The sequence below is a fragment of the Acidicapsa acidisoli genome (assembly GCF_025685625.1).
In the GTDB taxonomy this organism is placed as follows: domain Bacteria; phylum Acidobacteriota; class Terriglobia; order Terriglobales; family Acidobacteriaceae; genus Acidicapsa; species Acidicapsa acidisoli.
Map to the genome: position 1 here is coordinate 69,582 of NZ_JAGSYI010000004.1, position 26,328 is coordinate 95,909.

Below are 26,328 nucleotides of genomic sequence, written 5' to 3' on the forward strand. Positions count from 1 at the left end.
AGGCGAACAAAACCAATGATTTATAGGCAGCAGGTGTCCCTACGGACACTTCGGGGACACCCAGGGACACCACGAGTGAGGGAGGAACGATGAAGCTCCTAGACGATGCACAAATTGCTACCGACGCCCAGAAGCGAGCGGGCTACCGCTTGCGTGGCGTTACCACAAAACTGAGTCCGAGCGAAGTGGATTCGGTCGAACGGCTCGCGCGGTCGCGGGGCCTGCAGCGGGGCGAACTCATCCGCAAGCTCATCCTTGACGAGCTTGCCCGCGACTCCGGTTCCGTACCCGCCAGCACGGAGCTTACCGAGATCATGGGCATTCGTCTGATGTTGACCAACCTCTTCCGGCCACTCGCCACCGGCCAAAAGCTCACTCCCGAAGCCTTCGACAACATGGTTGCCGAGGTCAAGAGACGCAAACGCAGCGTCGCCGAAGACGCGCTGCAAGACCTGGAGCGTGCAGGATGAATACACCAAAATGGGGCCGCAAAGAGACCGTCATCTTCCCGCCGCATTCGCCGATCTACACTTACGGCGCAGTCTTCTTCGCGCTGATACTGACGGGCATGTTCGTCTACCTCCGGTTCAGCCGAGGTCAGACTCCATTGCAGCGGTTCTACACGCCGATCTACGCAAGGAGCGCGGCGGGCGAAGCGTTCAACAAGAGGGACAAGTACCAGCTACTTTATGTTGGCGACGGAGCGGGGGCCGCGCGGCTGGCGACCGAAGCAGACGTGCAGGCGGGAACGACCGCCGAGTCCAACGGCAAGCCCGTACCGCTCGCCTTATCGAGCCAAGCAGCCGCTCAAGGGCTTCGCATACTATATCGCGGCCCCGCGCAGAGTTACTTCGATGCGCCCCTCAGCGCCTATCTTCGCAGTGCGGTTTTCGGCGGTGAACAGCTCCGCGACATCTACCAGCTTCCGCTTCTCTTCGGCCTCCTGTCGCTGCTCGCTCAGCTCCCGTTCTCCATCCGCAAGGACATCCGCCGCCGAAAAGAACTGAAGTACGGGCGTCGGCTCAAAGGCCCCGTCCTGCTCACCCCGAGGCAGTTCAACAAGACGGTGAACGGCGACGGCATCGGCTTCGTCACCACCGAAGCCAAAGAGATGATGCGGATACCGCTGCAAGCCGAAGCGCAGCACATCGAACTGATGGGCGACACAGGGGCCGGCAAGACGACACTTATCATGCAAGTTCTCCGTCAGATTCAGAGCCGGGGCCATGCGGCCATCGTGTACGACCCGGCCTGCGAGTTCATCCAGAGGTTCTACGACGAGAAGCGCGAGGACATCGTGCTGAACCCGTTGGATGAGCGGTGCCCCTACTGGGGACCGTCCGAAGAGTTGCGCCGGAAGGCGGAAGCGAAGGCCATCGCGGCTTCGCTTTACCAGCCGACCAGCGACAAAAAGGGCGAGTTCTTTACCGAAACTCCGCAGAAGATATTTGCGCATCTCTTGACCTACGGGCCGAATCCGCAGCAGCTCGTGGAATGGCTCTCGAAGCCCGCGGAGATCGACAAGCGGGTGCAGGGCACCGAGATGGAGGCCATGATTGCCAAGGGAGCGCAGCAGCAGCGCAACGGCGTTCTGGCCTCGCTCGGCCTGGTCGCCGACAGCCTCCGTATGCTGCCGACGAAGCAGCAGGCAAAGAACAAAACATGGAGCGCAACCGAGTGGGCCGTCAGCCGAAAAGGATGGATCTTCATTACGTCCAGCCCGACCGAGCGCGAAGCGCTGAGGCCGCTGCATAGCCTTTGGATCGACCTACTCGTGATGCGGTTGCTGACCGCGCCGCAGGACAAACAGACTCCGGTATGGTTCGTTTTGGACGAGCTTGCCAGCCTGCAACGGCTGCCTCAACTCCATACCGCCATTACCGAAAACCGGAAATCCAAGAACCCGCTCGTTCTCGGATTTCAGGGCAAAGCCCAGTTGGAGGTCATCTATGGACACCTCGCCGAGGTCATGCTCTCGCAGCCGGCCACCAAGATATTCCTGAAAACCACGGAGCCGAAGGCCGCCGAATGGGTGTCGAACGCCATCGGCAAGGTCGAGATCGAACGCATGAAGGAAACGCACTTCGACGGCTCCCGCTCGGGCAGGAACTTCGCCGTAGACCGTCAGATCGAACCCTTGGTAATGGACTCTGAAATCTCCGGCCTTGAAAACCGCCATGCCTTTCTCAAGCTGGGCAACAACGTTGCCCGCTTTGATTTCGAGTACATGGACGTGCCTCAGACGACACCAGCATTTTTGCCGCGCAAGGTGGAGGACGACGAACTGCCCTTCGATCCAAAGACGCTTGCGCCGAAAGCGTCGGCACCAGTCAAACCGGCTACCGACTTGGAGGCTTCCGTGCCCCCATCGTCAGGGGCAAAAGCAACCGCTCCGCGGGTAGAGCCTCAGCCTGCCGTTATGAAGAATGACGAAGGCAAGAAAGAGGCACACTCGCCAATGCAGCCCGAAGTCCCGGCGAGTGACCCCGATCCCGATGGCTCGGAGGATGGTCATGAAGAGGATATTCCGGTAGCCGACCCACAGCCGATGCGTCTCTGAGATCGCCTCATGCTGACCATCTCCAAACCGCTCAGTTCCAGCCAGGCGCAGACCTATCACGCCAAAGAGTTCATGTCCGCCGAACAGAACTATTGGAAGCAAGGCGACACCATCCTCGGGGAATGGCAGGGCCGGATGGCTGAGCGGTACGGCCTTGCCGGGGCCATCGACGCCGAGCACTTCGCACGCCTCAGCGAGGGCCAGAATCCCCTTACGGGCGAGCAGTTGGTGCGGCACCGCACCGGCCAGGAGTACACGACCGCTGACGGAACCACAGTGAAGCCCGTCGAGCACCGTGCCGGTTGGGACGCCACCTTTTCAGCGCCAAAGTCGGTGTCGTTGACCGCGTTGGTAGGCGGCGACGACCGGGTCCGCGAGGCCCATCGGCAGGCGGTGACAACCGCCCTCACGGAATTGGAGCGGTACACCCAGGCGAGGATCGGCGGTAATCACGCCGCCGAGACCACCGGGAAGTTCATCGCTGCCAAGTTCGAGCACGACACCGCGCGTCCAGTCGATGGCTATGCCGCCCCTCAGCTCCACACTCACGCCGTCATCTTCAATATGACCGAACGAGCGGATGGTTCCACCCGCGCCATTCAACCCCAGAGCTACTTCGACAGCCAGCAGTTTGCGACTGCTGTCTACCAATCCGAGCTGATGTATCGACTCTCACTGTTGGGGTACGAAATTACGCCGGGGATAAGCGGAGCGCCCGAGATCAAAGGCTATACGCAGGAGTACCTCGACGCCTCCAGCCCGCGTAGCCAACAGATTCGCGAGTACCTCGAAAAGAGCGGATTCGCCGGGCCGGAGGCGGCGCAAATCGCTGCCCACTCCACTCGCGACAAGAAAGAGATTCACACACCCTCCGAGGTATTGGCAGCCCACCGGCAGGTTGCGGCCGAGTTCGGCAATCAGGCCGATAGCGTCGTCCAAGAGGCGCGACTCCGGGTGAATAGCGTCGAGCAGACGCCACATCCGAACTCGCCCGAGCGGGTTCAGGAAGCTGTCACTTTCGCCAAGAGCCGCAATTTCGAGCGTGAGGCCGTAACCGATGAACGAGACATCATGCGCGACGCCCTGCGGCGCGGCATGGGCAACCTTACTTACAGCCAGGTACGCGACAACTTCGAACAACGGGAAGCCACCGGGGAGTTCCAGCGTGCCCCCAGCCAGAAGCACGACACTGGGCGGACATTCACAACCCGCGAGGCCATTGCCGAAGAGCTTGCGACCATCAAGCACATGCAGCAAGGCCAGCACGCGGTCGAGCCGATCATGCGGCAAGAGGATACCGCCCCCCATTCCCGCACTCGCGAGCTCCTGAACCCGGCACAACAAAAAGCCATCGAGGAAGTTCTCACCTCCCGGGACCGGATACACGGGCTGCAGGGGTTGGCGGGCAGTGGCAAGACCACGACCCTTGAGGCCATCCGCGAGGGCGCGGAACGGAACGGATACGCCGTCGAGGGCTTCGCTCCCACAAGTCGAGCAGCCGGCCAGCTTCGCGATGCTGGCATTCAGGCCGACACCTTGCAAGGTTTTCTAGCCCGTGGCGGCGTCGGGCGAAACGCGGGAGACCCAAATGTCCGGCACCTTTATATGCTCGACGAATCCAGTCTTGCCAGCACCCGGCAGATGCAAGCGTTTCTCGAAAAGATCGGGCCACAGGACCGAGTTTTACTCATTGGGGACACCCGGCAACACCAGGGCGTCGATGCCGGAAAGCCCTTCGAGCAGATGCAGGAGGCCGGAATGCGGACCACCCGGCTCGACCAGATTGTGCGCCAGAAAGACCCGGAACTGCTACGCGCCGTCGAACATCTCTCTCGCAACGAGACGGCCACCGGCATTCAAATTCTTCAGCAGCAAGGCCGCATTACCGAGATTCCCGACCGCCAGCAACGCATCGAGGCCATCGCCAGGGATTATGTTGCACACCCGGAGAACACACTGGTAGTCGCGCCCGACAACGTCAGCCGCCGCGACATCAACGATGCCATCCGCGCCGAGTTGCAGGACAGCGGCGCTCTATCCAAAGACAATCACGCAATGACCGTTCTTACACAGCGTTCGGAGTTGACCAGCGCCGACCGCAACTGGGCCGCGCTCTACCAGCCCGCCGACGTTCTCTATTACACCCGTGGCAGCAAGGAACTTGGCATTGAGCGCGGCACCTACGCCACCGTCGTCTCCACAGATCCCAAAGCGAACCAGCTCACGGTCGAACAGTGGGACGGCCAACAAGTTACCTACGATCCCAAGCGGCTGCATGGCATCGCCGCGTACCGAGAAATCACCAGGGACTTTGCCGAAGGCGACCGTCTCCAGTTCACCGTCAGCAAGCCCGACATGGACATCAAGAACCGCGATCTGGGCACGGTGGAGCGCATCGACGGCACCAGCATGACTGTCCGCATGGATGGCGATAAGGCCCGGCCCCTGACATTCGACACCTCCGAGATGCGGCACTTCGACCACGGCTACGCCGTTACGTCGCATAGTTCTCAGGGACTCACAACGGATCGAGTCCTGGTTAATATGGACACGACAGCTCACCCGGAACTCATCAATACCCGATTCGCCTATGTGTCCGTCTCTCGCGCGTCCGAAGACGCGCGAATCTACACGAACGACGCGACAACGCTCGCCGAGTGCCTCAGTACCGACATCAGCAAAGCCTCCGCTGTCGAAGTCGCGAGACCAAAGAACGAAACACAGGCCCACCAACCCCAATCGAAGGAGGAGACCGTGGATAACGCGAAAGAACAGACCCTCGAAGAACAAAGACGACAGCACCAGCATGACACTCAGAATCAGGCAGCCGACAAGTTGCCTACGCCGAACGAGATCGACTTCCGGCACTACGCGCCGATCCAGACTGCGCTTCCCAATGAAGCCACTGGATACGAATGGAAGCGGGAGACCGGCGACATCCAGAGCTACCAGCACAATCAGAATGGCGGATGGCTTCATATCGACCCGCAAGGCCAGTTCTATGACCGCCAAGGACAGCCCCTCTTACGGGAGAACGCCCTTGATCACGCTGGCCATTCCGCGGGTCTTTCGGAAGCTGAGAACAGCCAAGTCCAATCGTCGGCAGTCGGCATTGGTAATGAACATGGAATCGGCATGTGAGTGCTTTCGCTTCCTGGAGACTCTTCAACACCATTCAATCTTCCCATGTCGCAAAAAGAAGTGGCTCCGACAGCCATGCTGCCGCCAGACAGAGGGACTTAGACTTACGGTTCCGTCATCATGTTCCTGTGTTTTCCAGCATGGTCTGACCTGGCGAAGTAAATTGAGCCGAATAACCGCCTCGCACCCACATGGGCAAATGAGGGCTGCGGCCCAATAGTTGCCAGCCTCTCCAGCAACGTAAAGTCGATAGGGTGTCAATTCATCCGGCATATCTTCGACGAACACCAAGCAATACGAAGGCTCTTCTCTGGCCGGCAAACTGGAAATGACTCCAGGCTCGGCCCTAGAAAATCGCCTCCGAAGCCGGCGCCATAGGTTTAGCAGCCAAATCATTGATCGCTCCTGATATCCCCAAGCTCAGGCATATTTAATAATGGCTCCACATCGCCTCGTCCAATTCCTTTTGTGAACAGGCCGCCAGATACGCCATCCGGCTGCCGATAGGTCGCTCCATCAACAAAACTGACGCGTACGATTGCCGACTCAGAATTTGGATCGAGTCGATACGGATGAAGGCGGGCCAATAGTTCATTCACAGCTATGCTTGCCATTTGAGTATTGATGCTGATAACGGCGGGACGATCTTCTTTGACTCCGTGAATATAGCCGGCTTTCACTTGTTCTATGTATGCTTCCGGGTCAGTCCGTTTTAGCCCCTCTGATCGAAGTTGATCGAGAGTATAAACGTGACGGTCAAGCAAGCTTGAACCATCTGGTCTGACGTAGTGGACCGCCCCGCAAGCCTCTTCAATGCCACCTAAACCGTCGGCCTTCAGCTTCACTCCAACATCGAAGTATGGGAGCGTGTAGTAGGCACACAGTCTGTTAAGAACGTGACGGCCCTCAACACTATCCATGCATCCAAAAACGACATCGCAACCAGCCACAGCCTTGACAGCCCGAGCAGTCAACAAGCTATCCGCAATGATTTCGACTTCCGTTCCGAACCCCATCCGAGCAATAGCAGACGCGATCACCTGCACCTTTGGCCTCTGGAGGTACGCATCCTCCAGAGACGAGTTCATGATGCGATTAAGATTCTTCATCTCGATTACGTCCGGGTCTAGCAGGACGAGGCGACCAAAGCCAAGTCGTGCCAATTGCTCGATGAGTGGGCTACCAGTGCCGGAACAGCCGATGACAGCAGCCGACATACCTCGCACACGCTGGGTTGTTCCCGAGCCAAAAAGTTGCGCATGACGTTGAACAAAAGCGGGAAGTTTGACGCCTTCTTGGCTCATCCATATCCGAAGATCATCACCAGGTACAAGGATTGATTCGAGAGCGCTAAATGAACCATCGGCTTGAATGGCTCGCCCAAAGAGCCTCCCTCCCGGCAACATGACCGCACTGCACTGTGGGGAGCTGCTGTCCGTCCACCCATAGATTGAACTGAACAGGTCGATATCCGATTCATCGTCGGTTGCTGAAAAGGACTCATAGCCGCCAGGATGACTGTGTACCTTGAGAATTGCGAGGTCCTTCTTCGCAGCCTCCAAAAGAAGAGGCACGAGTCTTTCGGTTGACCACGTAACGCGGGTAGGAGTTCTTACCTTGCAGTCCTGATACGGAATCGGTTCAATTTTGAGAACTGTCAATATGTGGTCGTTCTTACCGTTGCGGCGGCCGCAAAGAGCCACCGCAACGGCTTCTAGCCCGTCGCCCGGAAACAGGTGACGTTCGAGTAGCCCGTGCTGAGACTGCGTCATCCGCAGCTTGGTCTTCATTAGCCCTTCCCCAATTCGCGCTCAAGCCAGGTTGTCACCTGTAGAAGGTGGGTGCAGATCGAGTCCAATCCGGGACGCCACGGATTCGCCGCAGTCCGGTGCCGTGACCATTGCTGGTATCGCTTACCTTCTAGGGTGATCGCTCCTTGGGTTGCTCCTATGTGCCGGTTGCTTAGTAGCGCAAGGGACGGATAGAAGTAAACCATGTCGATTGGTTCATCGGGATAGGAAGGCCCCAACCGGACCGCGGCATCCGCAACAGCGACGTTATAGCCTGCGGGGATTGAAAATCCCCGCAGGACCACCCATTTTGCCGCGCCCTCCGCGATCGTGTCGTAGACGTGACCCGACGCCGCTAAGGATTCGGTGTCATCTTCACCCAACACGAAGTCTCGACGCATCGCCACCTCCCTCGGTCGGGTCCAGCGCCAGCGTCTGGAAGCGTTCGATGATATGGTGACGAAAATCGACAATCTGGTCAGCGCCCACGGGGACGACTTGACCGCCGTGCAGTTTCTGCGACAGGAGGTACTTCTCCGGGGTCTTGCCAACCAGCGCCAAAATTTGGCGTCCGGTCATCTCCGGAACATGCACTTCCTTGTACTCGCGGTCGATGCGAATGCGGTAGCCCTTCGCATGTGGTGCCTTCTTGCCTTGCTTCGCGTAGACCTCAAGGTCGATGATCTCCTCGACGATGAGAACTTCGGTTACGTCACCCTCTCGGGTGACAATTTTCTCCACGACCACGATCTCCTCTTGAGAATCGTGGGAACGACCGATCTCCGATTCCGATTCCATAAGCACCTCTGCATGCTATGTAAGCATACAGAGCGTACATTTGCAAGCGGATCACAGTAAAGTCTGGTTTGTTTTGGGAAAAAGCTGCTCCAACCGAATCTTCGCTGCGACCGGATTTACGTCAAACTGCGTCGAAACCGCTTGCGCCGCTGCGACACGCGCCGTTAAAGGAATTTGGGGGATTCCTAGCAACCCGCCCCTCTCTAACCAACCCTCAACAACTTCCGTAACGAGCCCAGCCGGCATCAGAAGAGGACCGATGGCGGCATTTGCCTGGAACTCCCACCATTTGCCATCGTAGGCACCTACCGGAACATCTCGGCAAAGGATCTTAGGCTTGTCTGTGTGCACCTCTTCATCTCGAAATAGGTCGAGGGGCATGTCAGCCAAGGCGAAAAGATGGCTGTGCAGCAGACAGTGCCCAGCCTCATGGGCGAGAGTTGTATTGATACGACGTTCCGCGACCACTGTCCCGGCATCTGCCAGCATCTGAGCAATGACCATTGCTGAAGGGCCGTTCGATCCGAAAATCGTATACCCTAGGATTCCCGCTGGCAGAGCGCTGTACTCGGGGGTCAACCCAAATCGCTTTTCGATGAAGCGTTCAATTCGGATAGGCTCTGCACTGGAAGGCATGAGTTCCACTTTTCGCAGAGCTTCTTCGCAAATGTTCTCAATCTCGATTGGCTTGAAAAAGGGTTGTTCCCGGAACGGGCCGCGCCCTGCGCTCTTGCGAACTTTCACGGCTTACCTCGCGTCGGGCGGTTCTTTGCAAGTTCGAGAAGATCATCTGCACTGACCTCCTTGTCTAGCAGAGTTCTAAAAGCAAGCCCAAAGGCAGGATTCGATTCCGCGAGTCGCTTCATCTCTTCGACCGGCGGCCTCGGATCGCGCTTCATTAGCTCCTCAACAGTAGCCCCCAACTCCTCAGCCAAGTGCCTAAGCACGTCCTCGGACGGATACCTCCGACCAAGTTCAATATCTGAAACGAATGCTGCTGAGGCTCGTAACCGTCGCGCCAGCTCCCGAAGCGAGATGTCCTTCTTTTCTCGAAGGAAACGTATGTATGCTCCAAAGGTTTCCATTACGTCAGCTTACGCAGCTAACAGAGGAGTTGGCAACCCTCGTCACTGTTTCGTTACGTTGTTCCATCGGCCTTCACCGTCCTTATCCCTTGCCTCCGGGTGAAAATGCTGCGTGTCCCGACGCCATAATGACCTTGCCCAGGTCAGACGCGGTAACATTCGAGGTCGAATCTTTCCTCTTTCATATGGTCCGTGGCGGACTTGCTACGTGGCAAATACAAGCCGCACGAGTACGGCCAAGTCATTCTGGCGTTTACGGTTCTGCGCCGTATGGACTGCGTACTTGAGCCCACGAAGCAGGCTGTGCTCAAAGAGGCGGCGAAGCGGGGATCCAGCGGTGCCAGCGTTAACCCGTTCCTGACCCGCGCCTCCGGCGCCACATTTTACAACATGTGGCCGATGGATTTGAGATCCATCATCGGTGACCAAGGCAATGTCCCGCCAATCTTGCGGCTTACCTCCACGGCTTTTCGCCGAACGTGAAAGACATCTTCGACCGGTTCAAGTTGGAAGTGCAGATCGACCGGCTCGCGAACGCTGACCTGCTCTACCTTGTCACCAAGAAGTTCAGCAAGATCGACCTGCACCCTAACCAGGCCAGCAATGCGGACATGGGCACCAGCTTCGAGGACCTGATCCGGAGGTTTGCTGAACGCTCAAACGAGACGGCTTGCTGAACATTTCACGCCGCGCGAAGTCATCCGGCTCATGGTCAACCTCATTTTTTCTGGGGACAACGACGTTCTCTCGAAGGCTGGTGTGGTGCGAACGATCTATGACCCGACTGCCGGCACGGGTGGAATGCTTTCTGTCGCGGGTGAGTAGGTGCATGAGCACAACCCAAATGCGCGGCTCACCGTATCCGGCCAGGAGCTGAATGACGAGTCCTATGCGATTTGCAAGGCGGACATGCTCATCAAGGGGCAAGATGTGGCGAACATCAAGCCGGGTGACACGCTAACCGCCCCTTCCCACCCGTGCGCGGATGCTCCTGCACGAATCGCAGGAGCGCCTGAGCCGCCCTACAGTCCATCTAAAAGATGGCAATCGCGCATTGAATATATGTTTTATGATATTCTGTGCTTGCGGTATATCGTATGGCATATATGCAGGATCAAATCCGGCAGGCGCGTGAAGCCAAAGGTCTTACCCAATCCGGCCTTGGCAGCCGCATTGGGCAGCCACAGAGCGCCGTTTCCAGAATCGAACGCGGCGGCGACCTCCGGCTCTCCACGCTGTTGGAGATGGCACGGGTATTGGAACTGGAGCCGATGCTCGTTCCCAAGAGCCTGATACCCGCGGTTCAAGCCCTTGTTGGACATGCCACGAGTCAGGAGAGTTCCAATGCCCCAGATGCAAACAGCCTACCGCTGGTAGGCGGAACACCGGAAGATGCCGAAGACGAAAACGAATAGCGCGAATCGGCCCACCGTCCTGGAGGTGAGTCTCGAAAACACCGTCGTGGGCATCCTTACCAACCTGCCCAATGACCAAAACCTCTTTGTCTTCGATGCGGCCTATATTGCCGCCACAGATCGGCCCCTGCTGAGTTTGAGCTTTTATGATGCGTATCGCCAGCTCGTCACGAATGTGCGGCCCGTCACACGCAGGCTCCCGCCGTTCTTTTCCAATCTTCTGCCCGAGGGGCAGTTGCGGCAGTACATCGCCGAACATGGCGAGATCAACGCGCAGCGTGAATTCTTCCTGCTCTGGCTCCTCGGCGATGATCTGCCCGGCGCTGTCAAAGTACGCGACGTGGAAGGTCGCACTCTCCCGCCTACGGAAAGGAACCCTACTACGGTGCGCACCCGTGCGGGCAGGGATGTCCTGCGTTTTTCTCTGGCTGGCGTACAGTTGAAACTCTCTGCTATCGGTCATCCACATCGCCAACTCTCGATTCCGGCCTCCAGCGTCGGTGGACACTGGATTGTCAAGCTACCGTCTCCGGCCTATCCCGGCCTGCCGGAGAATGAGTATTCCATGATGGAATTCGCGCGGGCTGTAGGCATACAGGTTCCCGAAATCGGGCTGGTTCCGCTCGCCGAAATCCGCGGCATTCCCGCACAGTGGGCGCAGTTGAAGGGGAATGCCTATTACATCAAGCGATTCGATCGGGGACCCAAAGGCAAGCGTGTCCATATTGAGGACTTCAACCAGGTCTACGGACAGTTCCCCGAGGCCAAATACAAAAACTACAGCTACACCAATATGGCCTCTGACCTCTGGCGCCTGACCGATGAAGCCCAGTTCACGGAATTCATTCGACGGCTGATCTTCAACGCAATCGTTGGAAACAACGACATGCATCTGAAGAACTGGTCGCTTATCTATCGGGATGGTCGCACGACGCAACTGGCACCGGCGTATGATTTCGTGTCCACTGTGCGTTATATTGCCGACGACCGGCTGGCTCTGTCCATTGCCAAAGAAAAGGCCAGCACTCAACTGAATCTGGCACTGCTGGAACGCTTTGCCCGCAAGGCACAGGTTCCCACGCAACTGGTGCTCGAAACCGCTCGTGAGACGGCAGAGAGAATGATGACCCTTTGGCCTACGCTCCAGAGAGAACTTCCGCTGGATCGGGAGACACGCCACCAGATTACTGCTCACATGCAATCTGTCCCCTTAATGAAGGAGTAGCGGATTTAGACTTCGAGTTCCCATGCTAGTGCCTTCTTGACTCCGCCTACTGGGCAAAATCTGCTCCATGGAAGCCTTGTGCATGCAAACGATTCAGCTTCAAACCACAGCCATTTCTGGCGGCTGCTCTATACAATTGGATAGAGCAGAAACGCGGGCGAAAGTCGAAAGTTGGCTGGCCACATCTCTTCGCGCGACGGCGACTCAGGAGATTAGCACAGAGTGCACGCGTCAGCTGGAATTGGAAGCGGAGGCGAGCCAAAGTGCATATTCGTGCGGCATAGCAGAAACAGGACGTTTCGCCCATCCAAAGGCTGAAGCAGTTTTTCAATGTCTGCTTCGGTGGGCATGTGGTCCGTGATCTCGGAATATCTCAAATAGCTTCCGTCCATCATCGCTAGAAGACCTCATCACTTCAATCATCGCTCGAGTCGTCCGAATTGCGAGAGTTACCTAATCCAAGTTGTCGTTGTTTTCCTGGTTCAATTCTTGCGCACTCAACCCCACAGCAATGGATGCTTCAAACCATTTGCGCTCCCGAGCGGGAAACCTTACCACATCTTGACGCAATGCGGCTAAGAACGATTCGCCATTGCGTTCGCGTAAAAGCCGTTTGAATAGCAGTCTCTTGTCTCCGGGACAGATGTATGTATCACTTTCCGGTTCATAACGGAAGTCGGTACGACCGAATAGGGTGCCACCCCCCTGGTTGTTGACCGTGCGCATGACCGGAACATACGGGATGATGCCGACGGCTTCGCAGTGCGCCACCTGCTCACCATTGGAGTAACCAGCATCCGCCACGACATTGAAAGTCTCTAGCTCAAGTGCTTGCTTTGCAGCCTCAGCCATTGGCTTCAGACACCGGATATCAGAAGCATCGAGTACCACCGCGTGTGCCACGATCAACGCATGTTCCGCATCGACGGCTGTCTGGACGTTGTAGGCCGGAAGCGCGGTCTGTCGCACCAACATGTAGCCAGCCTCAGGTTCAGGATGTTGGCTCAACCTTTCTACGGCAGCTTGCACGGCGGACTGATCGATATTTGCTTCTTGCTCTTCATCCGCTTTCTTGATGCTTTCCAAATAGCGCTGTAGGTCGAGCCGTTCGCGGGTGCTGTCAACGCTGGCGACAGCACGAAACTTCGACCCGTCTATAGCGATCCACTCGCCACGGATAAGACCACAACTCCGTGCAAAGCGAATGAGGGCCGCGCCCGCTGCTGTCACGGCTTCAGAGTGCATTCGCCGAAACTCAGAGATGCTCTTATGGTCGGGAGACAAGCGGCCAAGAAGCCACATCAATTCAACGTTCCGACGACACTCAGCTTCCAAGCGTCGTGATGAACGAATCTGATTCAGGTAGCCGTACAGATAAAGCTTCAGCAAATCGCGTGGATCGTAGCCGGGGCGTCCTGTCTCTGCAGGTTGAGCGCGCTCGAAGCCAAGCTCTGACAGCGCAAGCCTTGCGACGAAGGCGTCGAGGACGCGGCACATATGATCGACAGGAACAAGGTCGTCGAGAACGACCGGAAACAGAGTGCCCTGACTGCGTCCTTCACCTTGGATATAAGCCATAAACGTCGATGTCCTCGCGCTTCCGAGAACATCATATTACGATCTCGACCCCGGCTATAGAGGAACACTCTAATCGAAAAGCGATAGCGCGTGTAGTCCCATGAATCGCTGCTGAATGTGTTTCCCAAGCTTATCCATAAAGCCGTTTGGGCCTGTATTAAATAGCACGACCCCGGCGCAATCGCATTCCGAACTGAAGAACACGTACGAGCTGAATCCGCCCGTTCCTCCGTTGTGCCAATAGCTCTTCAGTTCTGGGTCCCACAGCCACGCAAAGCCAATCTTCGCTCCATCACCTACGTCGGCGCGAAGCTCATGTTGCAGATTGAGCGCCGCGCCCAGAGTAGATGCTGGTCCGGTCTGTGGCGCAACCTTCACGGTATCGGGGTGGAGGTTCGCCTCAAGATACGTGAGCATGTCGTCAGCGGTCGAACGAATTGCGCCCGCACCTTCGAGCGAGCCAAGGTCCCACGCATTCGCAGGCTGATGATTAGCGCCGTGTCCCTGCGCAAACCGTGCTTGCTGCTCCGCACTCAATGAGATTGTGGTATCGCGCAACCCCAGAGGAGAGATCACCTGCTGTTTGAGCAGCGCCTTATAGCTTAAGCTCGCATGCACAGCCAGTGCCTGCCCAAGCAGCCCGAAGCCGAGGTTCGAATAGAGAAATTCCGTTTTCGCCGGCTTGCCTACGCCTTGCTTAGCGAGGAATGCGTATAGGTCCGCAGGCGTGTAATCGGCATAAGGATTCTTCACGTCTTTAGGATTAAAATTCGAAGGCATGCGAGGTAGTCCCGAGTGCTGGGTCGCAAGATCGACTAGCGTGATCTCCGTACCGTCGGGCTTCGCAACTGTGCCCTGCGGCAGCAATGTCCGGACCGGGTCGTCGAGACTGACGCGGTGCTGTTCGACCATTTGTGCCAGGATGAGTCCGGTGAAGGTCTTTGTGATTGAACCAATCTCGAAGATCGAATTGGGCTTCACCGCGCCATAGCTGAACACCCGCCGTACGCCGTGCTGCACGACACCAATTGTTACCCCGCCTCCGGTCGCCGGCGCAAGTTGACCCGACTTGAGCGCTCCTGCCAGATCCTTATCGAGCACTGCCTGCATCTCGCCGGCTGAAACAGGCGCGATCACAGAATCATACGCGATGGGCGTAACCGCAATTGCCGCCTGCTGGCGCGTGAAATTCAGAACAAGTGCGCTGCCCTGGCTCCAGTTTCCGTTAAGAGACTTGCCGTCTTCAGAGAGCTTGCCTTCCCAGTGTCCTTTCACGGCGGGAACATCGAACAAGAAATTTGGAGTGGCAAACTGAATGTTCGCGCACTCCAGTCCCATTGCACGCTGATCGAGTGAATCGAGTGTGCAGGATTCATGACCCGTCGCATCCGACTTCACGTTGATCTGAACGCGAAGCGAAGCAGCGCCCGCCGTCAAGGTGCCAAGCCAGACTCCGTCTACGCCCGAAGGCTTTGAAGATGTAATATTCGACTGCTGTGCGCTCAAAATAGGCAGCACACAGGAGACGAGAGTCAAAGCGATAAGTCGCGTGTAACGGAAAAATGCATTCCGCATTCTAGTCCATTTCTGGTTTAGTGGATTGCGAATCAAATGGTTCTTGCTAGGGTTGATAACCATCTCAGTCCTTCGTCGCATGGCCAAACTCATTGGACTTTCATTGCTTCAATGGTGTCGATTTGCCGCTGAATCTTCCTTGATTTCCGATAGCTCAGCCAAACAGCAAGTGCGGCAAGGATCGAAACAACAATAAGATTAATTACGCGGCTTCTTAACGTCGCATGATGATCTAGGGGTCCCCACCCACCCAGAAACAACCCCGAATACAAGGCAAGCAGCCGCCACCAGAACCACCCGCCGCGATAAAAATCGCGCTGCCGGACGAGCTCGGCTCGATAGAATTCCAGGCAGCTTGTCTGTCCAGCGGCATCTGAATTCACCAGCGCTTTTTGACGGTCGCGATTGTAAAGCCAGATCTGGCCTGCCCAGAAACTCATCCCGAGAACGAGCAGCAACAAACCAGCTCGCGTAATGATTGGCTGTGTAGTAAAAATAAGCCAATAAGCAAACCAGATTGCCAGGCCAGGACACAAGATATATACAACAATCTGCACATCACGCAAGTCGGCTTGGAGTCGCGAAAGCCTCCTCTGAATCTCATCAGGCTCCATCGAGAACGAAGAGCCGCTCTGTCGCTGCCACAATTCGCGAAGGGCATCGGAGCCGTTATCGGTTGTCATGATTGTCTCCGTTCAACAAAACGTTTTGCGAGAATTTGCTTGATGCGATGGATTTTTGTTGCGGCATAACCCGGTGAAATTCCGGTGATCTCACCGATGGAGGCCGCGTCTAGGCCTTCGAGATAAAGCGTGATGATTTGACGTTCTGCCGGATTCAGGCGCTGAATCAACGCGTAGAGCTGGACTAAAAGCAGCTGTGTCTCGACGGTCGTCGCGGTCGAGTCCGAAGCCGCCGGCTGTTCGCTTTCATCGAGGTCCTCGATGCTCAGCAGGTTGAGTTTTTTCGTTTTCCGGCTGCGGTAAATGTGCGTGACCGCGATGTTCTGCCCAACCCGGTAGACCCAGGTTCGCAAGGAGCAGCGCTCATCGAATCCAGTAAAGCTGCGCCAAAGCGCGATGTGGATCTCTTGCAAAAGATCGCGCCGATCTTCAGGACCGGCCTCATAGGCGCGAGCTAACCTCTCCAAGGCCGCACCATACTCATTTATCGCTTTGCGATACCAGTCGTCTTGTTCGGACATTGTAAGGTCTCTATTTACGGTAGTCTCTGGATCTCTGGCTTTCTTACAATGTTCCAAGACTTTTTTTAAATGCCCATCAGCAGTCCTGGAGCGCGATTAGAGACTGAATTCCGATCTCGGGCGTAAAGCGGGGGATCTGAGCGCAACTTTGTGCGGTCAGCGAGTTTCGTAACAGCCTCGTTCCTGCCCACAACGCCGGCCCTGATTTCCTGAAAAACAACAGCAAAAGCGGCTAAAGTCTATATGTCTTTTATTGAGCCTTTGATTTGGGCTCTCCTAATTACAGGAGGAAGACATGCAGACGCGATCATTCGTAGGTCTGGACGTCCACAAGGCGTCCATATCGATCAGTGTGGCTGAAGACGGACGAGGCGGTGAGGTTCGGTTCGTTGGTGTGATCCCGAACACAGCCGAAGAGGTGGCGAAGATGGCCAGGCGGCTATCGAAGCATGGCGAGCTGGAGTTTTGCTATGAGGCCAGCTGCTGCGGATATGGCATCCATCGACAGCTCACAGCGCTGGGCCATCGATGCACGGTGGTGGCTCCTTCGCTGATCCCGCGCAAGCCGGGCGAGCGGATTAAGACCGACCGCAGGGACTCGGAGAAGCTGGCGATCCTGCATCGAGCCGGCGATCTGACCGCCGTCTGGGTGCCTGACCCAACCCATGAAGCGCTGCGCGACCTTGTCCGTGCCCGCATGGACGCGATGATGCACCTGATGCGCGCCCGCCAGCAACTGCTCGCCTTTCTGCTGCGACACGGCCGGAACTATACCACCGGCAAGCACTGGACCATGCGCCATCGTGCGTGGCTGGCTGGCCAGACCTTTGCCGAAGAAGCTCACCAGGCCGTCTTCCAGGACTATCTCGAAGCCGTCTGGACCGCTACCCAACGTCGAGACGCACTCATCACACGCATCGAGACGATGGTGGCAGCCTGGTCCCTCGGGCCACTGGTCGAAGCGCTTCGCGGCCTGCGTGGCATGGACACCATCTCGGCTGCAACCTTCATCGCCTCGACTGGCGATCTCAGCCGCTTCGAGTCACCGCGTCTGCTGATGGGATACCTGGGGCTGGTGCCCTCCGAACACTCCAGCGGTGACACGATTCGTCGCGGCGGCATCACCAAGACCGGCAACCGCGAGGCCAGACGCATGCTCATCGAAGCCGCCTGGAGCTATCAGTACCCGGCTCGCGTCGCCAAGGAAAAGGCCGAGATCCTGGTCCGGCTGCCGAGCAACATACGCGAGATCGCCTGGAAGGCCCAGACCCGGCTCTGTGCCCGTTATCGCAAGATGATCGCCCGAGGCAAGAAGCCTACCGTCACGGTCGCGGCCATCGCACGCGAACTGGCAGGCTTCATCTGGGCCATCGGCCAGGAGATGAGGATCACCATGGCGGCTGGATAGGAACCTCGCACGTTCCCCCAGCCCCGTGGTGCGGGAACCGGGCAGCCGGTCACGGTGATCCTCGATCAGCCCCTTGGGCAGGATCATACTCCGACGCCCGCGCTAAGTCAGAGGCAAGCCTGCGACGAAAAACACTCATGCGGTACCCAACCCGCGGATGGAAGTTTGAGCGACTGTCGCCAGAACGCTACCCGGTTCCCAACTACCAACGGAACTTCGACAACTACACCCGCACAAAATGCAGGGATAAAACCCCTGCGCCTAAACCTTGACAAAAGACATGGAGGGGCTCTGCCCCGCCCGCGCCCGCAAGGGGTGTCCCCAGGCTTCCGCGCTGCGCTTGTGCAGCCCTCCGCTGCGCTGCGCCCTTTCCACTTTCGCTTCGCTTCATTTCAAGGGTGGGAGATCCCCCTCCCCTTGCAGTTGCTACCCCCCGCCTTCGCCAGGAGGCGTTCGGCATGTATGTCACATGCCGCTGCCAATGCAAAAAGCAACGGCAAAGGCAACTGCCCAAGGAGGAACCACCCATGAACACCATTGCCACCACCGCAGCCGTCACCCCGTCCACCCAGACCCCCAAACAGCCGCAACAGAAGCAGACCGCGAAAGAAGCGATCGCGGCCAAGGTTGGCAAAACTCCGGCATACTGCACGACCCGCGTCCGCTTGACCGAGCTTGCCGCGCCCATCGTCGAAGCCTTCTATGTCGAGGAAATCGGCGTCGGCCACGCCCTGCTACTGGCGAAACTTCAGCCAGCGCAGCAGGAACAGGCACTCGCCAATTGCTTCCGCGAGGAGTGGAATGGAGCCGGAGCCAAGGCCAAGCGAATTCTGCTTCCCGTTCGGCATCTCCAACAGTGGATCGAACAGAACGTTCTTTTGCTCTTGAAACAGGCGCCCTTCAATAAGCGCGACCCGCAACTCGTTCCCGCCGCCGGAAGCTGCGTTGATTGCCCGAAGCGCACCGGACACAACAAGCTGCTCTTTGCCGAGGTCAGCGGCAATCTGGACGCTTGTACCGATCCGAGTTGCTATGCCGCCAAGCTGGACGCGCACGTCAAGGCGAAGGTCGCCGCAAAGCCGGAACTGATCCAGATCAGCACGGCATACAAGCAGCAGGCAGAAGGCGAGAAGGCCATCCCGCGCAACAAGTACGTTGAGATCAGGGAGGAGAAGCCCGACACACCGGAGAAGGCGAAGTGGCCGGAGTTCAAAACGTGCAAGTACACCACGGAGGCTATAGTTGCCGATGGCATCGACAAGGGCGAACTGCGAAAGGTTTGCACCGAGCCAGATTGCCCGGTGCATCACCCGAAGAAGCAGCCGTCGAATGCCGATGCCAGCCTCAAAGCAGAGCAGGAGAAGCGCCGCCGAGAGGAGGCACTGGCGAACGCAACCGGCATTCGCGTCCTGCAAACCATCGTCGCCGCCGTTCCCGTCCGGCTGATGAAGCGCGATCTTCTCTTCATCGCCGAACAGATGCTCCCCTTGCTGGAGGACAAGCGGCTGGAAATGGTCGCGCGAAACCGGGGCATCAAGGCGAAGGAGGGAGAATCCGCAGCAAAACTGCTCACCGCGTTTGTTCGCAAGGCAGACGAAGGGACTATCGGAAGGCTGACTGTCGAAGCCGTTATCCTTCTCGCTGCCAGAACCCAGGCAGACGGTGGCAAGACTCTTCGCGCCGCCGCCCAGGTCTACGGAGTCGATACCGATGCCATCGCCCTCAAAGTCAAGCAGGAATTCGCCGCGAAGGACAAGGCGAGAAAGGCGGCCAAGCCAGAGCCGAAGGCGACCGCGAAGACAAAGCGAGTCGCATAGTTACTCTCAAATCCTTGGGTCTGCCTTCGGGCAGGCCCATTTTTGTCGCCATCCGTCTTCCCACCCTGAAGGTCGCTCTCTCACTTGCGAGAGCGCCATATTTTGCCCACCCGACGGGCAGGCGATCATACGACTATGCGTTGCCTCGCATAGTCCTTCCCTCCACGGGTCGGTTATAGAGTAGTTGTTTGGGCCACTTCGACATAGCCAATCAATTCCGCCGAATAGCTGCCGTCTCCGTCAGCAGCCCCTTTGTGCTTAAGTTCACGAAGCAGCGTCGGTTCAATCGCTCGTGAGAACAGATCAATTCGTTGTTCCGGCGAAAATGTCGAGGTTGTAGTTGGGGCTTGCAAATAGCGCTCACATTGGCGCTCGACGGCAGGCACTCGCGTGCCGTCCTGCTTAATTGCAATCGGCAGCACAATCACACGCCGCTCTCCGTTTCGAGCAGATGTTTCGATCATCCATAGTGATAACAGGATCGGTATGTCGAGATCACCCACAACTGCAATTCCAATCTCATCCGCAGAAACGCTACGCCATCTAGCGAGCTCTTCCTGCACAAGGGGATGATCCAGCCCCATCAACTCGACATCGTCGCGGCTCGTGGCAGCATCGCGATTCAGGGTGAATCGCGTTTGCCGGACTCCATCGACATTCACGAGGTCATACGTTGCGTCGCTCACCTTGATTAGCTGCTGCTTGCGATCCACTACCGCAGCCGAAACAAAGCGCACTAAGCGATCGAGGCTGGAAGTCACATCGGCGAATGGCTTGTATTCATCCAGACTGAAGCCATCAAGATCCTGAAACAGGTCAGACACGACCTGCCGCGCCTCGCGCGAATTTGAAAGCGCCGCCTCAAGCTCCACTTGTGTTCGTTTCAATTCCGGGTCGGATAGTGCCTCTTGGTACAAACGGTCGTAGTTGAGGCGCTCGGATAACTGGCCGAGAATCTGTGCGCGGAGATCTTCTGCGACATTCCCTTGATCGTCAACCTTTCCGACCGTTCTCGCTATTTCCGTCAGCTTTTCTTCAAGCATCAGGAAGATGCGTCCTTCGATGGTGTCCGACAGTACGAGGTTGTAAACCTGCGCTGTGTGGTTTTGGCCATACCGATGGATACGACCAATGCGTTGCTCTATGTCCATCGGGTTCCAGGGAAGATCGAAGTTGAACAGGATACGTGCAAACTGTAGGTTAATGCCTTCCCGGCCCGCTGCCGTACACACTAGAACGCGCGGACCGTCCTTTTGTCTGAAGCGGCGCTCCGCAGCAATTTTGGCTCCGTGGTCGCCACCACGGAGCACCACAACACCCTGACCAGGAAAAGTCTGCTCAATCTCCCGCGCGATCAAGTCCACCGTTCCGAGGTAGGTTGCAAACACAACGATCTTCTCGTTCGGGTTCTGTCGCCACAATGTGCCAAGGCCGTCGAGCAGTTTCTGCGCTTTGGTCTCGCGTTGCTTTGGGAAGCCGTTGAGCAAATCCCCTATGCGCAGACGCTCTTCTGGCAAATGCAATTCAACGACTGCCGAAGCCGCCTCTTCCGCGTGCGTGGATGAATACTCGCTGCCGTACGGATCAGAAGCAAGCTCCAGAGCCTCTTCGTCCAGCTTCTTGACGAGTCGGTATTTCAGGTCGGCAAGTATGCGGTCAACTTCGCTGCGACCGATGCTGTCATGCGATAGATTGAATTCTTCGTGAATCAGTGCGCGCGCTTCTCCCGTCAATCGCTCGCGGCCCTCGATTTCCAGGTCTCTGTCTCGTAAGAATGCCTCGTGCAGAGTCAACATAAGCAGACGGCGCTTGAGTGTCCGCCGGATTGCTGCAAGGCTCGATGCCGCGATCTTTTGGAAGATCGCCATTAGGAAGCCGAGTGCGCGTCCTTTGTTGCCCTGGCGAGATGCAAGGTTGAATCCATCATCCAAATACTCTCGCAGCCTTTCATAGAATCGCCGCTCATCATCGCTCATCAGAAAGGACTCGGTATGTACCCACCGCCGCGCAAAGAGAGGTGATCCATCGGGTTGGCAGGCATCCGCCTTGGTGCGGCGAAACATCACCGTGTTCAAACGGTGGCGGTTCTCCAGCATTTCTTCCGGGCTGCTAAATAAGGTGGGATTGAGCAGTTGCACCAGCATCCAAAATTGGAAATGGTTTCCCTGATGCGGCGTCGCAGAGAGCAGCATCAGATCGCGCGTATGGCCTTTCAGCGCTTCAGCGAGCTTGTAGTTTTCCGTCTTCCTGATTTTGCCGCCTATGCGGGATGCAGTCAGGTGGTGCGCCTCATCGAACACCACAAGATCCCAGCGTGGTGCTGCTAGCAAACGCTTGATGCGAGCCGGACGCTTGAGCGTGTCAATACTGGCAATCACTCGGTCATGCTTGGAAAAGGCATTTGTCTTTCGGTCTGTGATGTCGCCCTCGGAGCCGAAGACTTCAAAATCAAGGTTGAAAACTTCGTTCAATTCGCGATGCCAGTTATTGACTAGGCCCGCGGGCACCACCATAAGTGCCCTATTCAACTCGCCACGGCTCGCCAACTCCCGCAGGATGAGCGCAGTTTCGATAGTTTTCCCGAGCCCCACTTCATCAGCCACGAGGTAGCGACGTGGCGATGCCGTCGCAACCCGGTGGGTGAGCACGACTTGATGAGGGAGCAAGTCAATCTTGGCAGATGTGAGTGCCGAAGCACTTTCCATCACCGGGAGAGCATGAGCCTCATAGCACAACCATGCTTTGCGTGCCCGCTCCGCAGTCCCCTCCACAGACTGCAGTATGCGCTCGGTGCGAGATCGTTCGCGGTGAATCGAGCCGACCGGTACTCTACGTTCTCCAGCGCCGAAAAACGCGCGCAAGTAGCCATCGCGTGCGGCATCTAGAATGACGCCTTGGCCGAACTCATTGTGAATTACTCGTTCGCCCGGCAAGAAAAGCTCTGTTACAACTACCATCAAGAAAGCCTCGTAAGATTTAGGCCGATCCACGCGGGACCATCTGCGTCCGAATTTGCACATTTGGGATCGATGATCCGTCTTACATCCGCTTCAGCGCCTGCCCAAAGAATTCTGCCAATTTCAATTCGCTCATGACCATGCGGGGCGGAGCAGAGCCAGGAATAGGCTTCACTCGCCGCATTCATGCGGAAACGGTTCTTGCCAGTAGGCATCCAAAAGACAAGGGCGGCGCCAAGTTCATACTTTCTGCCGAATGCATCAATTGCTGGACCAAGATGTTGGTCCAACCAGCGCTCTGCATCTCCTGGCTTCATAATGTCCAGGCACCCTTCCAGCCCTGCCACAACCAGCGCTTTTCCTTCGTTGCAAGGCAGGTCGGCGGGCCAGTTGCCAATCATTGCAAAGAATTGACGAATCGAGACCACGCTCTGAGGCTCTGCAAGTGCCGACAAAGCCTTGCCGTCCCACAGTAAGTTCATTCCCCGACGTGTCCAAACATCCCCATGCAGAACCTTCATGGTTACGCCTCATCAAAGAAGAGTGACATCTGCCGCACCTGCTGCTCATGGGTGGCGGCCCAGCCGTTATAGATGGAGAGCGCCCGTGAAGCGGCGTTCCGAGTCTGCAAGGTTGCGCCGCGATTGCCCAGCCATTCGAGCAGTGGCTTGAGTGCGACGTGCGGCTTGAAATTCTCATTCTTGAGCGTATCGGAGGCGTTGATTCCGCTGCCATCGAAGCACGCTCCTATCAGCACCAGCGCTTGATCTAGGTCGGAGGTTAGCTTGCGCCTATGTCGTCCGTGCCAATCGCGAGCAAACTCAAGCGGATCGACCTGGGTAAATAGCTTGCTCTTCTCGGCACACCAGCCGCGCTGTGCAAACTCATCGGGAGCCAACCCAGAACCACGCAGGAACTTTTGCATCTGGTCACGGGCAACCTCCATCTTGCCGTGAAATATGCGCAGGAACTGGCGCGTAATCGGTTCGGCGTTGACCGGAGGTGGTTCTTGAGATTTGTTTGCATCCTCGTCGATGAGCTGATTAATGCCAACCAGTGCATCTTTCACACTGATAGCCCGCCCCTCGTCAACATAGACCTTGCCGTAATGGCGGGAGAAATACTCAAGCGCTTTGCCGCGCCGAATCACTTGGAGGTCCGCAATAGGAAGGCCCTGTTTGGCGTGGTTTTCAAGCATACCTTGCAATTGACGCACATCGGCCAAGACTTCACGGCGCATCCGCCCCCAGCTAACGGGGGTGGGTTCTTCGGTGCGCTTTCTGCACACGTGAATGATGTCGTATTCGATTGTTTGAGAGCCAAAGGTTCCAGGCTTTGCACCTTCTCCCTTCGTATCATCAGATCGGATAGGATAGGTCGCTTCGAGGTAGAAACCGGCATCAAATAAAGACTCCAAAACAGCAACCCAGGGTTCATCCTCGCTATGGTGGAACGTGAATGCCAGGATCCCACCTGGTTTGAGGATGCGCTTGGCTTCAATCCAGCATTGCGTCAGCAGGCGCTGATAGAAGCGGTCAGAGTCTTCGGGTTCGCGTGCACGGTTAGCTACGACTTCTAATAGCTTCGGTGTATAGTCTGAACCAAAATAGTCCGGATACTTTTCTTTCAAAACCAATCTTAGCCATACATAGAAGAAATCTGAGAGTTCCGAATAATGAAGGAGCCCTCCAAAAGGGGGATCGGTTACTACAAGGTCGATAGTTCCGGAGTCGATTGTTGAGAGGTTAGTTGACGAGCAGCATTCGATTTTCGGGCAGTGCGCGATTTTGTCGCCCACATAGGCCCTTTCAGACTTCCCCGTAACCTGCCCAGAGAGGCTGGGATCTAACTCTTCCAGTCGCTGATTACTAGCTAGATCCCATGGATTCTGAGACCACTCAATGGTCTCGAAGAGATTTTCGATGGATGAGCGCCAATTGCCCCGTCCAAGGTGGGCAAACACGCTGTTTTCTACTAGAGAAGATTTTGGATGATAGTTTGCGTTGCTTAGACTAGGCGCGACACAATCCTGCTGAATATCCCAAAAGCAAAACATATTCTCGTGTTGCAAGAAGCGCTGGAAAGCCCCGAGAACATATTCGCGAACATCCCAGCGGTGGCGATCACCCCCCACTTCTACAATCGCCTTTAGGAGCTGAGATAGGATGAGCATCTGCCGAGGATTGAACATCGTCCACCAATGGGTATATCCGTGACCAAGCCGGATATCGCCATTATTTAGAGCCGTCATGAATCCAAACGGCACTTCGGAGCGAGGCCAAAAATTAGCTAGGTCGCCATGTTTTCTCGTTTCCCATTCATCGCTTGCAGCGATATATTGACGTGCAAACTTCGCATCAAAGGGAGCGAAGAATCGTCCGTTATAGGGTGCACCCTTTTCGCTCCGCTTCGGCGAATAGCCCTGAATTGCGTACGCCGCAATTGGTCCTGTCTTGCCACTGGACCTGATTGTTGTTAACACGTCTTGTACGGTACCGCAGGAGGCACATGTGTAGCTTGATTTTCTGGGAACAGTGCCGCCCTGCTTCCCTGTCTTGAATGTGATCTTGGTTTCGGGGCACATAACTTCTTCAGGAAGGGACCCCCTCACCTCAAGGATTCGAATTCGTGAAGCTCTCTCTTTGTTCCAATTTGCCGTCGAGGTTGCAGCATCTTGCGCTGATCCACCGTATGGTTGGCCACTGATATCTCTATTAGAGGTTCCTGCAAGCCATTGTGGGTGTATCAAGAGAGATAACTCGACTTTTTTGTTCTTGCCTTTACCAAGTTTCGCCATAATAGTATCCCCGCAAAACGGACAGGCAATACCCAGCACTGGATCAAGAACAGAATATGGATGTTCGGTCGGAACGACGTAAAGAGGGACATCAGGTGCCATCCGAGCGGGCGTCTCTTCGACGTGAAAGTTACCACCGCAATTCTTGCAATTCCACTCCCAGAACTTCACAGAAAGCGTCTTAACCGCAATTATTGAACTCGTCATGATCGGAGTTCTATGACCACAGCCTGTCACCTGACAAGGTCCGTGCTTTGACCAGAAGGTGTAGATTATCTCTGGGCCTTCATACCTATACGTACGACGTTCATGTGGATATAGTGCCAACGCGTCGAAAGTCTCTTCCTCAACTCTCCCAGTTGGAATGTGTATCCACCTCCCTTTCTCGCCATTGGGACCGTCACATGCGGTATAAGGGGAAATTTGATGGCGTACCTCTTCCTCTATTTCATCGAGAAGCGCTCGGACTTCCTCCGTTTTGATCGCGCTTAGCTCGTTCTTCACCACGAGCCATGCGACAGGGTTTAGATCATTTCCATACATGTCGAAACCAAGCCGTGCTCCCTCGATAAGGGTTGTGCCACCACCCATGAAAATGTCCGCTACGCGAATACTGCTAAATGACCGCCTTTTTTGATGATTAGCGTAAAATGCATCCCAGACGCCAGGGGCGGCGTGAGTAGTATCTTCTGGAGACTTGATTGCAGCCGAAAGCAAAAGCGAGCGAAAAACACTCGATGGACGACGAGCCCACCACTTACTCATTGTGTAAATAGGCTTTCTGCCCGCCCCTGAAGAGCTCTCAATCTTGGCAATCTCATTGATTGGTAGGATGGGGAAATCTACTTCGAGACAGCTTTTGGGCCTATTTGGAATATCAAAGTCGACGGTTTCCACTGTGGCGGGCTTTCCTGCGCCAACGGCTTTGGATACTGCCTGCGCCAATTGTTCTTTCTTCGTTGCCATCCGGAAGATTCC

Annotated in this window: 22 protein-coding genes and 2 pseudogenes; 10 read left to right on the top strand and 14 right to left on the bottom strand. The window is 56.4% G+C overall.

Annotated features, from left to right (window positions below; translation table 11 throughout):
- Positions 1-89 precede the first annotated feature (89 nt).
- Genes OHL23_RS22320 through mobF form a run of 3 tightly spaced genes read left to right on the top strand, consistent with a single transcriptional unit; the run spans position 90 to position 5,701 of the window.
- Positions 90-470 carry a ribbon-helix-helix domain-containing protein gene (locus OHL23_RS22320; protein ID WP_263354214.1) on the top strand — a complete coding sequence of 127 codons (381 nt, stop codon included), beginning with the start codon at positions 90-92 and terminating at the stop codon, positions 468-470.
- Positions 467-2,560, top strand: coding sequence for a type IV secretion system DNA-binding domain-containing protein (locus tag OHL23_RS22325; RefSeq protein ID WP_263354215.1), 2,094 nt, complete (start codon positions 467-469; stop codon positions 2,558-2,560). Before OHL23_RS22320 ends, OHL23_RS22325 begins: the two co-directional genes overlap by 4 nt.
- Positions 2,561-2,569: 9 nt before the next feature.
- The gene (gene mobF, locus OHL23_RS22330; RefSeq protein ID WP_263354216.1) at positions 2,570-5,701 is read left to right on the top strand and encodes a MobF family relaxase; all 3,132 of its coding nucleotides are present in this window, start codon (positions 2,570-2,572) and stop codon (positions 5,699-5,701) included.
- Positions 5,702-5,725: 24 nt separating this feature from the next.
- Here mobF and OHL23_RS29005 read toward each other — a convergent pair whose 3' ends face one another.
- The 6 genes from OHL23_RS29005 to OHL23_RS22355 all read right to left on the bottom strand — a co-directional run bounded on the left by OHL23_RS29005 (position 5,726) and on the right by OHL23_RS22355 (position 9,374).
- Positions 5,726-6,097, bottom strand: coding sequence for a DUF6527 family protein (locus tag OHL23_RS29005; protein WP_396127403.1), 372 nt, complete (start codon positions 6,095-6,097; stop codon positions 5,726-5,728).
- Positions 6,094-7,491 (bottom strand): ThiF family adenylyltransferase, encoded by a 1,398-nt coding sequence (locus tag OHL23_RS22335; protein ID WP_263354217.1) that lies wholly within the window; start codon positions 7,489-7,491, stop codon positions 6,094-6,096. Before OHL23_RS22335 ends, OHL23_RS29005 begins: the two co-directional genes overlap by 4 nt.
- On the bottom strand, positions 7,491-7,892 hold the full coding sequence (locus OHL23_RS22340; protein WP_263354218.1) for an E2/UBC family protein: 402 nt from the start codon (positions 7,890-7,892) through the stop codon (positions 7,491-7,493). Before OHL23_RS22340 ends, OHL23_RS22335 begins: the two co-directional genes overlap by 1 nt.
- Positions 7,867-8,232, bottom strand: a complete 366-nt coding sequence (locus OHL23_RS22345) for a multiubiquitin domain-containing protein (protein WP_263354219.1) — start codon at positions 8,230-8,232, stop codon at positions 7,867-7,869. The genes OHL23_RS22340 and OHL23_RS22345 overlap by 26 nt, the downstream gene beginning before the upstream one ends.
- A 108-nt stretch (positions 8,233-8,340) precedes the next feature.
- On the bottom strand, positions 8,341-9,033 hold the full coding sequence (locus OHL23_RS22350; protein WP_263354220.1) for an ImmA/IrrE family metallo-endopeptidase: 693 nt from the start codon (positions 9,031-9,033) through the stop codon (positions 8,341-8,343).
- Positions 9,030-9,374 (bottom strand): helix-turn-helix domain-containing protein, encoded by a 345-nt coding sequence (locus OHL23_RS22355; protein WP_263354222.1) that lies wholly within the window; start codon positions 9,372-9,374, stop codon positions 9,030-9,032. The genes OHL23_RS22350 and OHL23_RS22355 overlap by 4 nt, the downstream gene beginning before the upstream one ends.
- 183 nt (positions 9,375-9,557) lie before the next feature.
- On the opposite strand from OHL23_RS22355, the gene OHL23_RS22360 reads away from it, so the two are divergent.
- From OHL23_RS22360 to OHL23_RS22380, 5 genes and pseudogenes are all read left to right on the top strand, one after another.
- On the top strand, positions 9,558-9,857 hold the full coding sequence (locus OHL23_RS22360; RefSeq protein WP_263354785.1) for a type I restriction-modification system subunit M N-terminal domain-containing protein: 300 nt from the start codon (positions 9,558-9,560) through the stop codon (positions 9,855-9,857).
- Positions 9,854-10,051, top strand: a complete 198-nt coding sequence (locus tag OHL23_RS22365) for a hypothetical protein (RefSeq protein WP_263354223.1) — start codon at positions 9,854-9,856, stop codon at positions 10,049-10,051. Before OHL23_RS22360 ends, OHL23_RS22365 begins: the two co-directional genes overlap by 4 nt.
- 31 nt (positions 10,052-10,082) lie before the next feature.
- Positions 10,083-10,361, top strand: a pseudogene (locus tag OHL23_RS22370) (HsdM family class I SAM-dependent methyltransferase); the annotation flags it as partial.
- Between the two features lie 110 nt (positions 10,362-10,471).
- Positions 10,472-10,789, top strand: a complete 318-nt coding sequence (locus tag OHL23_RS22375) for a helix-turn-helix domain-containing protein (RefSeq protein WP_263354224.1) — start codon at positions 10,472-10,474, stop codon at positions 10,787-10,789.
- Complete coding sequence (locus tag OHL23_RS22380) at positions 10,767-12,014, top strand: type II toxin-antitoxin system HipA family toxin (RefSeq protein ID WP_263354226.1); 1,248 nt, start codon at positions 10,767-10,769, stop codon at positions 12,012-12,014. The genes OHL23_RS22375 and OHL23_RS22380 overlap by 23 nt, the downstream gene beginning before the upstream one ends.
- Positions 12,015-12,467: 453 nt before the next feature.
- Here the strand turns inward: OHL23_RS22380 and OHL23_RS22385 are convergent, their stop codons facing one another.
- The 5 genes and pseudogenes from OHL23_RS22385 to OHL23_RS22400 form a co-directional block, all read right to left on the bottom strand.
- A complete protein-coding gene (locus OHL23_RS22385; protein WP_449701822.1) occupies positions 12,468-13,259 on the bottom strand; it encodes a transposase in 792 nt (263 codons plus the stop codon).
- 2 nt (positions 13,260-13,261) lie between these two features.
- Positions 13,262-13,592: pseudogene (locus OHL23_RS29220) on the bottom strand (transposase); the annotation flags it as partial.
- A gap of 69 nt (positions 13,593-13,661) precedes the next feature.
- Complete coding sequence (locus OHL23_RS22390) at positions 13,662-15,167, bottom strand: serine hydrolase domain-containing protein (protein ID WP_263354229.1); 1,506 nt, start codon at positions 15,165-15,167, stop codon at positions 13,662-13,664.
- An 89-nt stretch (positions 15,168-15,256) separates the two neighbouring features.
- Positions 15,257-15,850 carry a hypothetical protein gene (locus OHL23_RS22395; protein ID WP_263354230.1) on the bottom strand — a complete coding sequence of 198 codons (594 nt, stop codon included), beginning with the start codon at positions 15,848-15,850 and terminating at the stop codon, positions 15,257-15,259.
- On the bottom strand, positions 15,847-16,371 hold the full coding sequence (locus OHL23_RS22400) for an RNA polymerase sigma factor (protein ID WP_263354231.1): 525 nt from the start codon (positions 16,369-16,371) through the stop codon (positions 15,847-15,849). Before OHL23_RS22400 ends, OHL23_RS22395 begins: the two co-directional genes overlap by 4 nt.
- Positions 16,372-16,666: 295 nt before the next feature.
- On the opposite strand from OHL23_RS22400, the gene OHL23_RS22405 reads away from it, so the two are divergent.
- Together OHL23_RS22405 and OHL23_RS22410 are read left to right on the top strand one after the other, a co-directional pair.
- Positions 16,667-17,779: an IS110 family RNA-guided transposase gene (locus OHL23_RS22405; protein ID WP_263354232.1), complete on the top strand. Its 1,113-nt coding sequence runs from the start codon at positions 16,667-16,669 to the stop codon at positions 17,777-17,779.
- 527 nt (positions 17,780-18,306) lie between these two features.
- The gene (locus OHL23_RS22410; RefSeq protein WP_263354234.1) at positions 18,307-19,596 is read left to right on the top strand and encodes a chromosome partitioning protein ParB; all 1,290 of its coding nucleotides are present in this window, start codon (positions 18,307-18,309) and stop codon (positions 19,594-19,596) included.
- A gap of 173 nt (positions 19,597-19,769) precedes the next feature.
- On the opposite strand, the gene OHL23_RS22415 is transcribed toward OHL23_RS22410, so the two are convergent.
- Genes OHL23_RS22415 through OHL23_RS22425 form a run of 3 tightly spaced genes read right to left on the bottom strand, consistent with a single transcriptional unit; the run spans position 19,770 to position 26,316 of the window.
- On the bottom strand, positions 19,770-22,553 hold the full coding sequence (locus OHL23_RS22415) for a DEAD/DEAH box helicase (RefSeq protein WP_263354235.1): 2,784 nt from the start codon (positions 22,551-22,553) through the stop codon (positions 19,770-19,772).
- Positions 22,553-23,074: a hypothetical protein gene (locus tag OHL23_RS22420; protein WP_263354237.1), complete on the bottom strand. Its 522-nt coding sequence runs from the start codon at positions 23,072-23,074 to the stop codon at positions 22,553-22,555. The genes OHL23_RS22415 and OHL23_RS22420 overlap by 1 nt, the downstream gene beginning before the upstream one ends.
- 2 nt (positions 23,075-23,076) lie before the next feature.
- On the bottom strand, positions 23,077-26,316 hold the full coding sequence (locus tag OHL23_RS22425; RefSeq protein WP_263354238.1) for a DUF1156 domain-containing protein: 3,240 nt from the start codon (positions 26,314-26,316) through the stop codon (positions 23,077-23,079).
- Positions 26,317-26,328 lie beyond the last annotated feature (12 nt).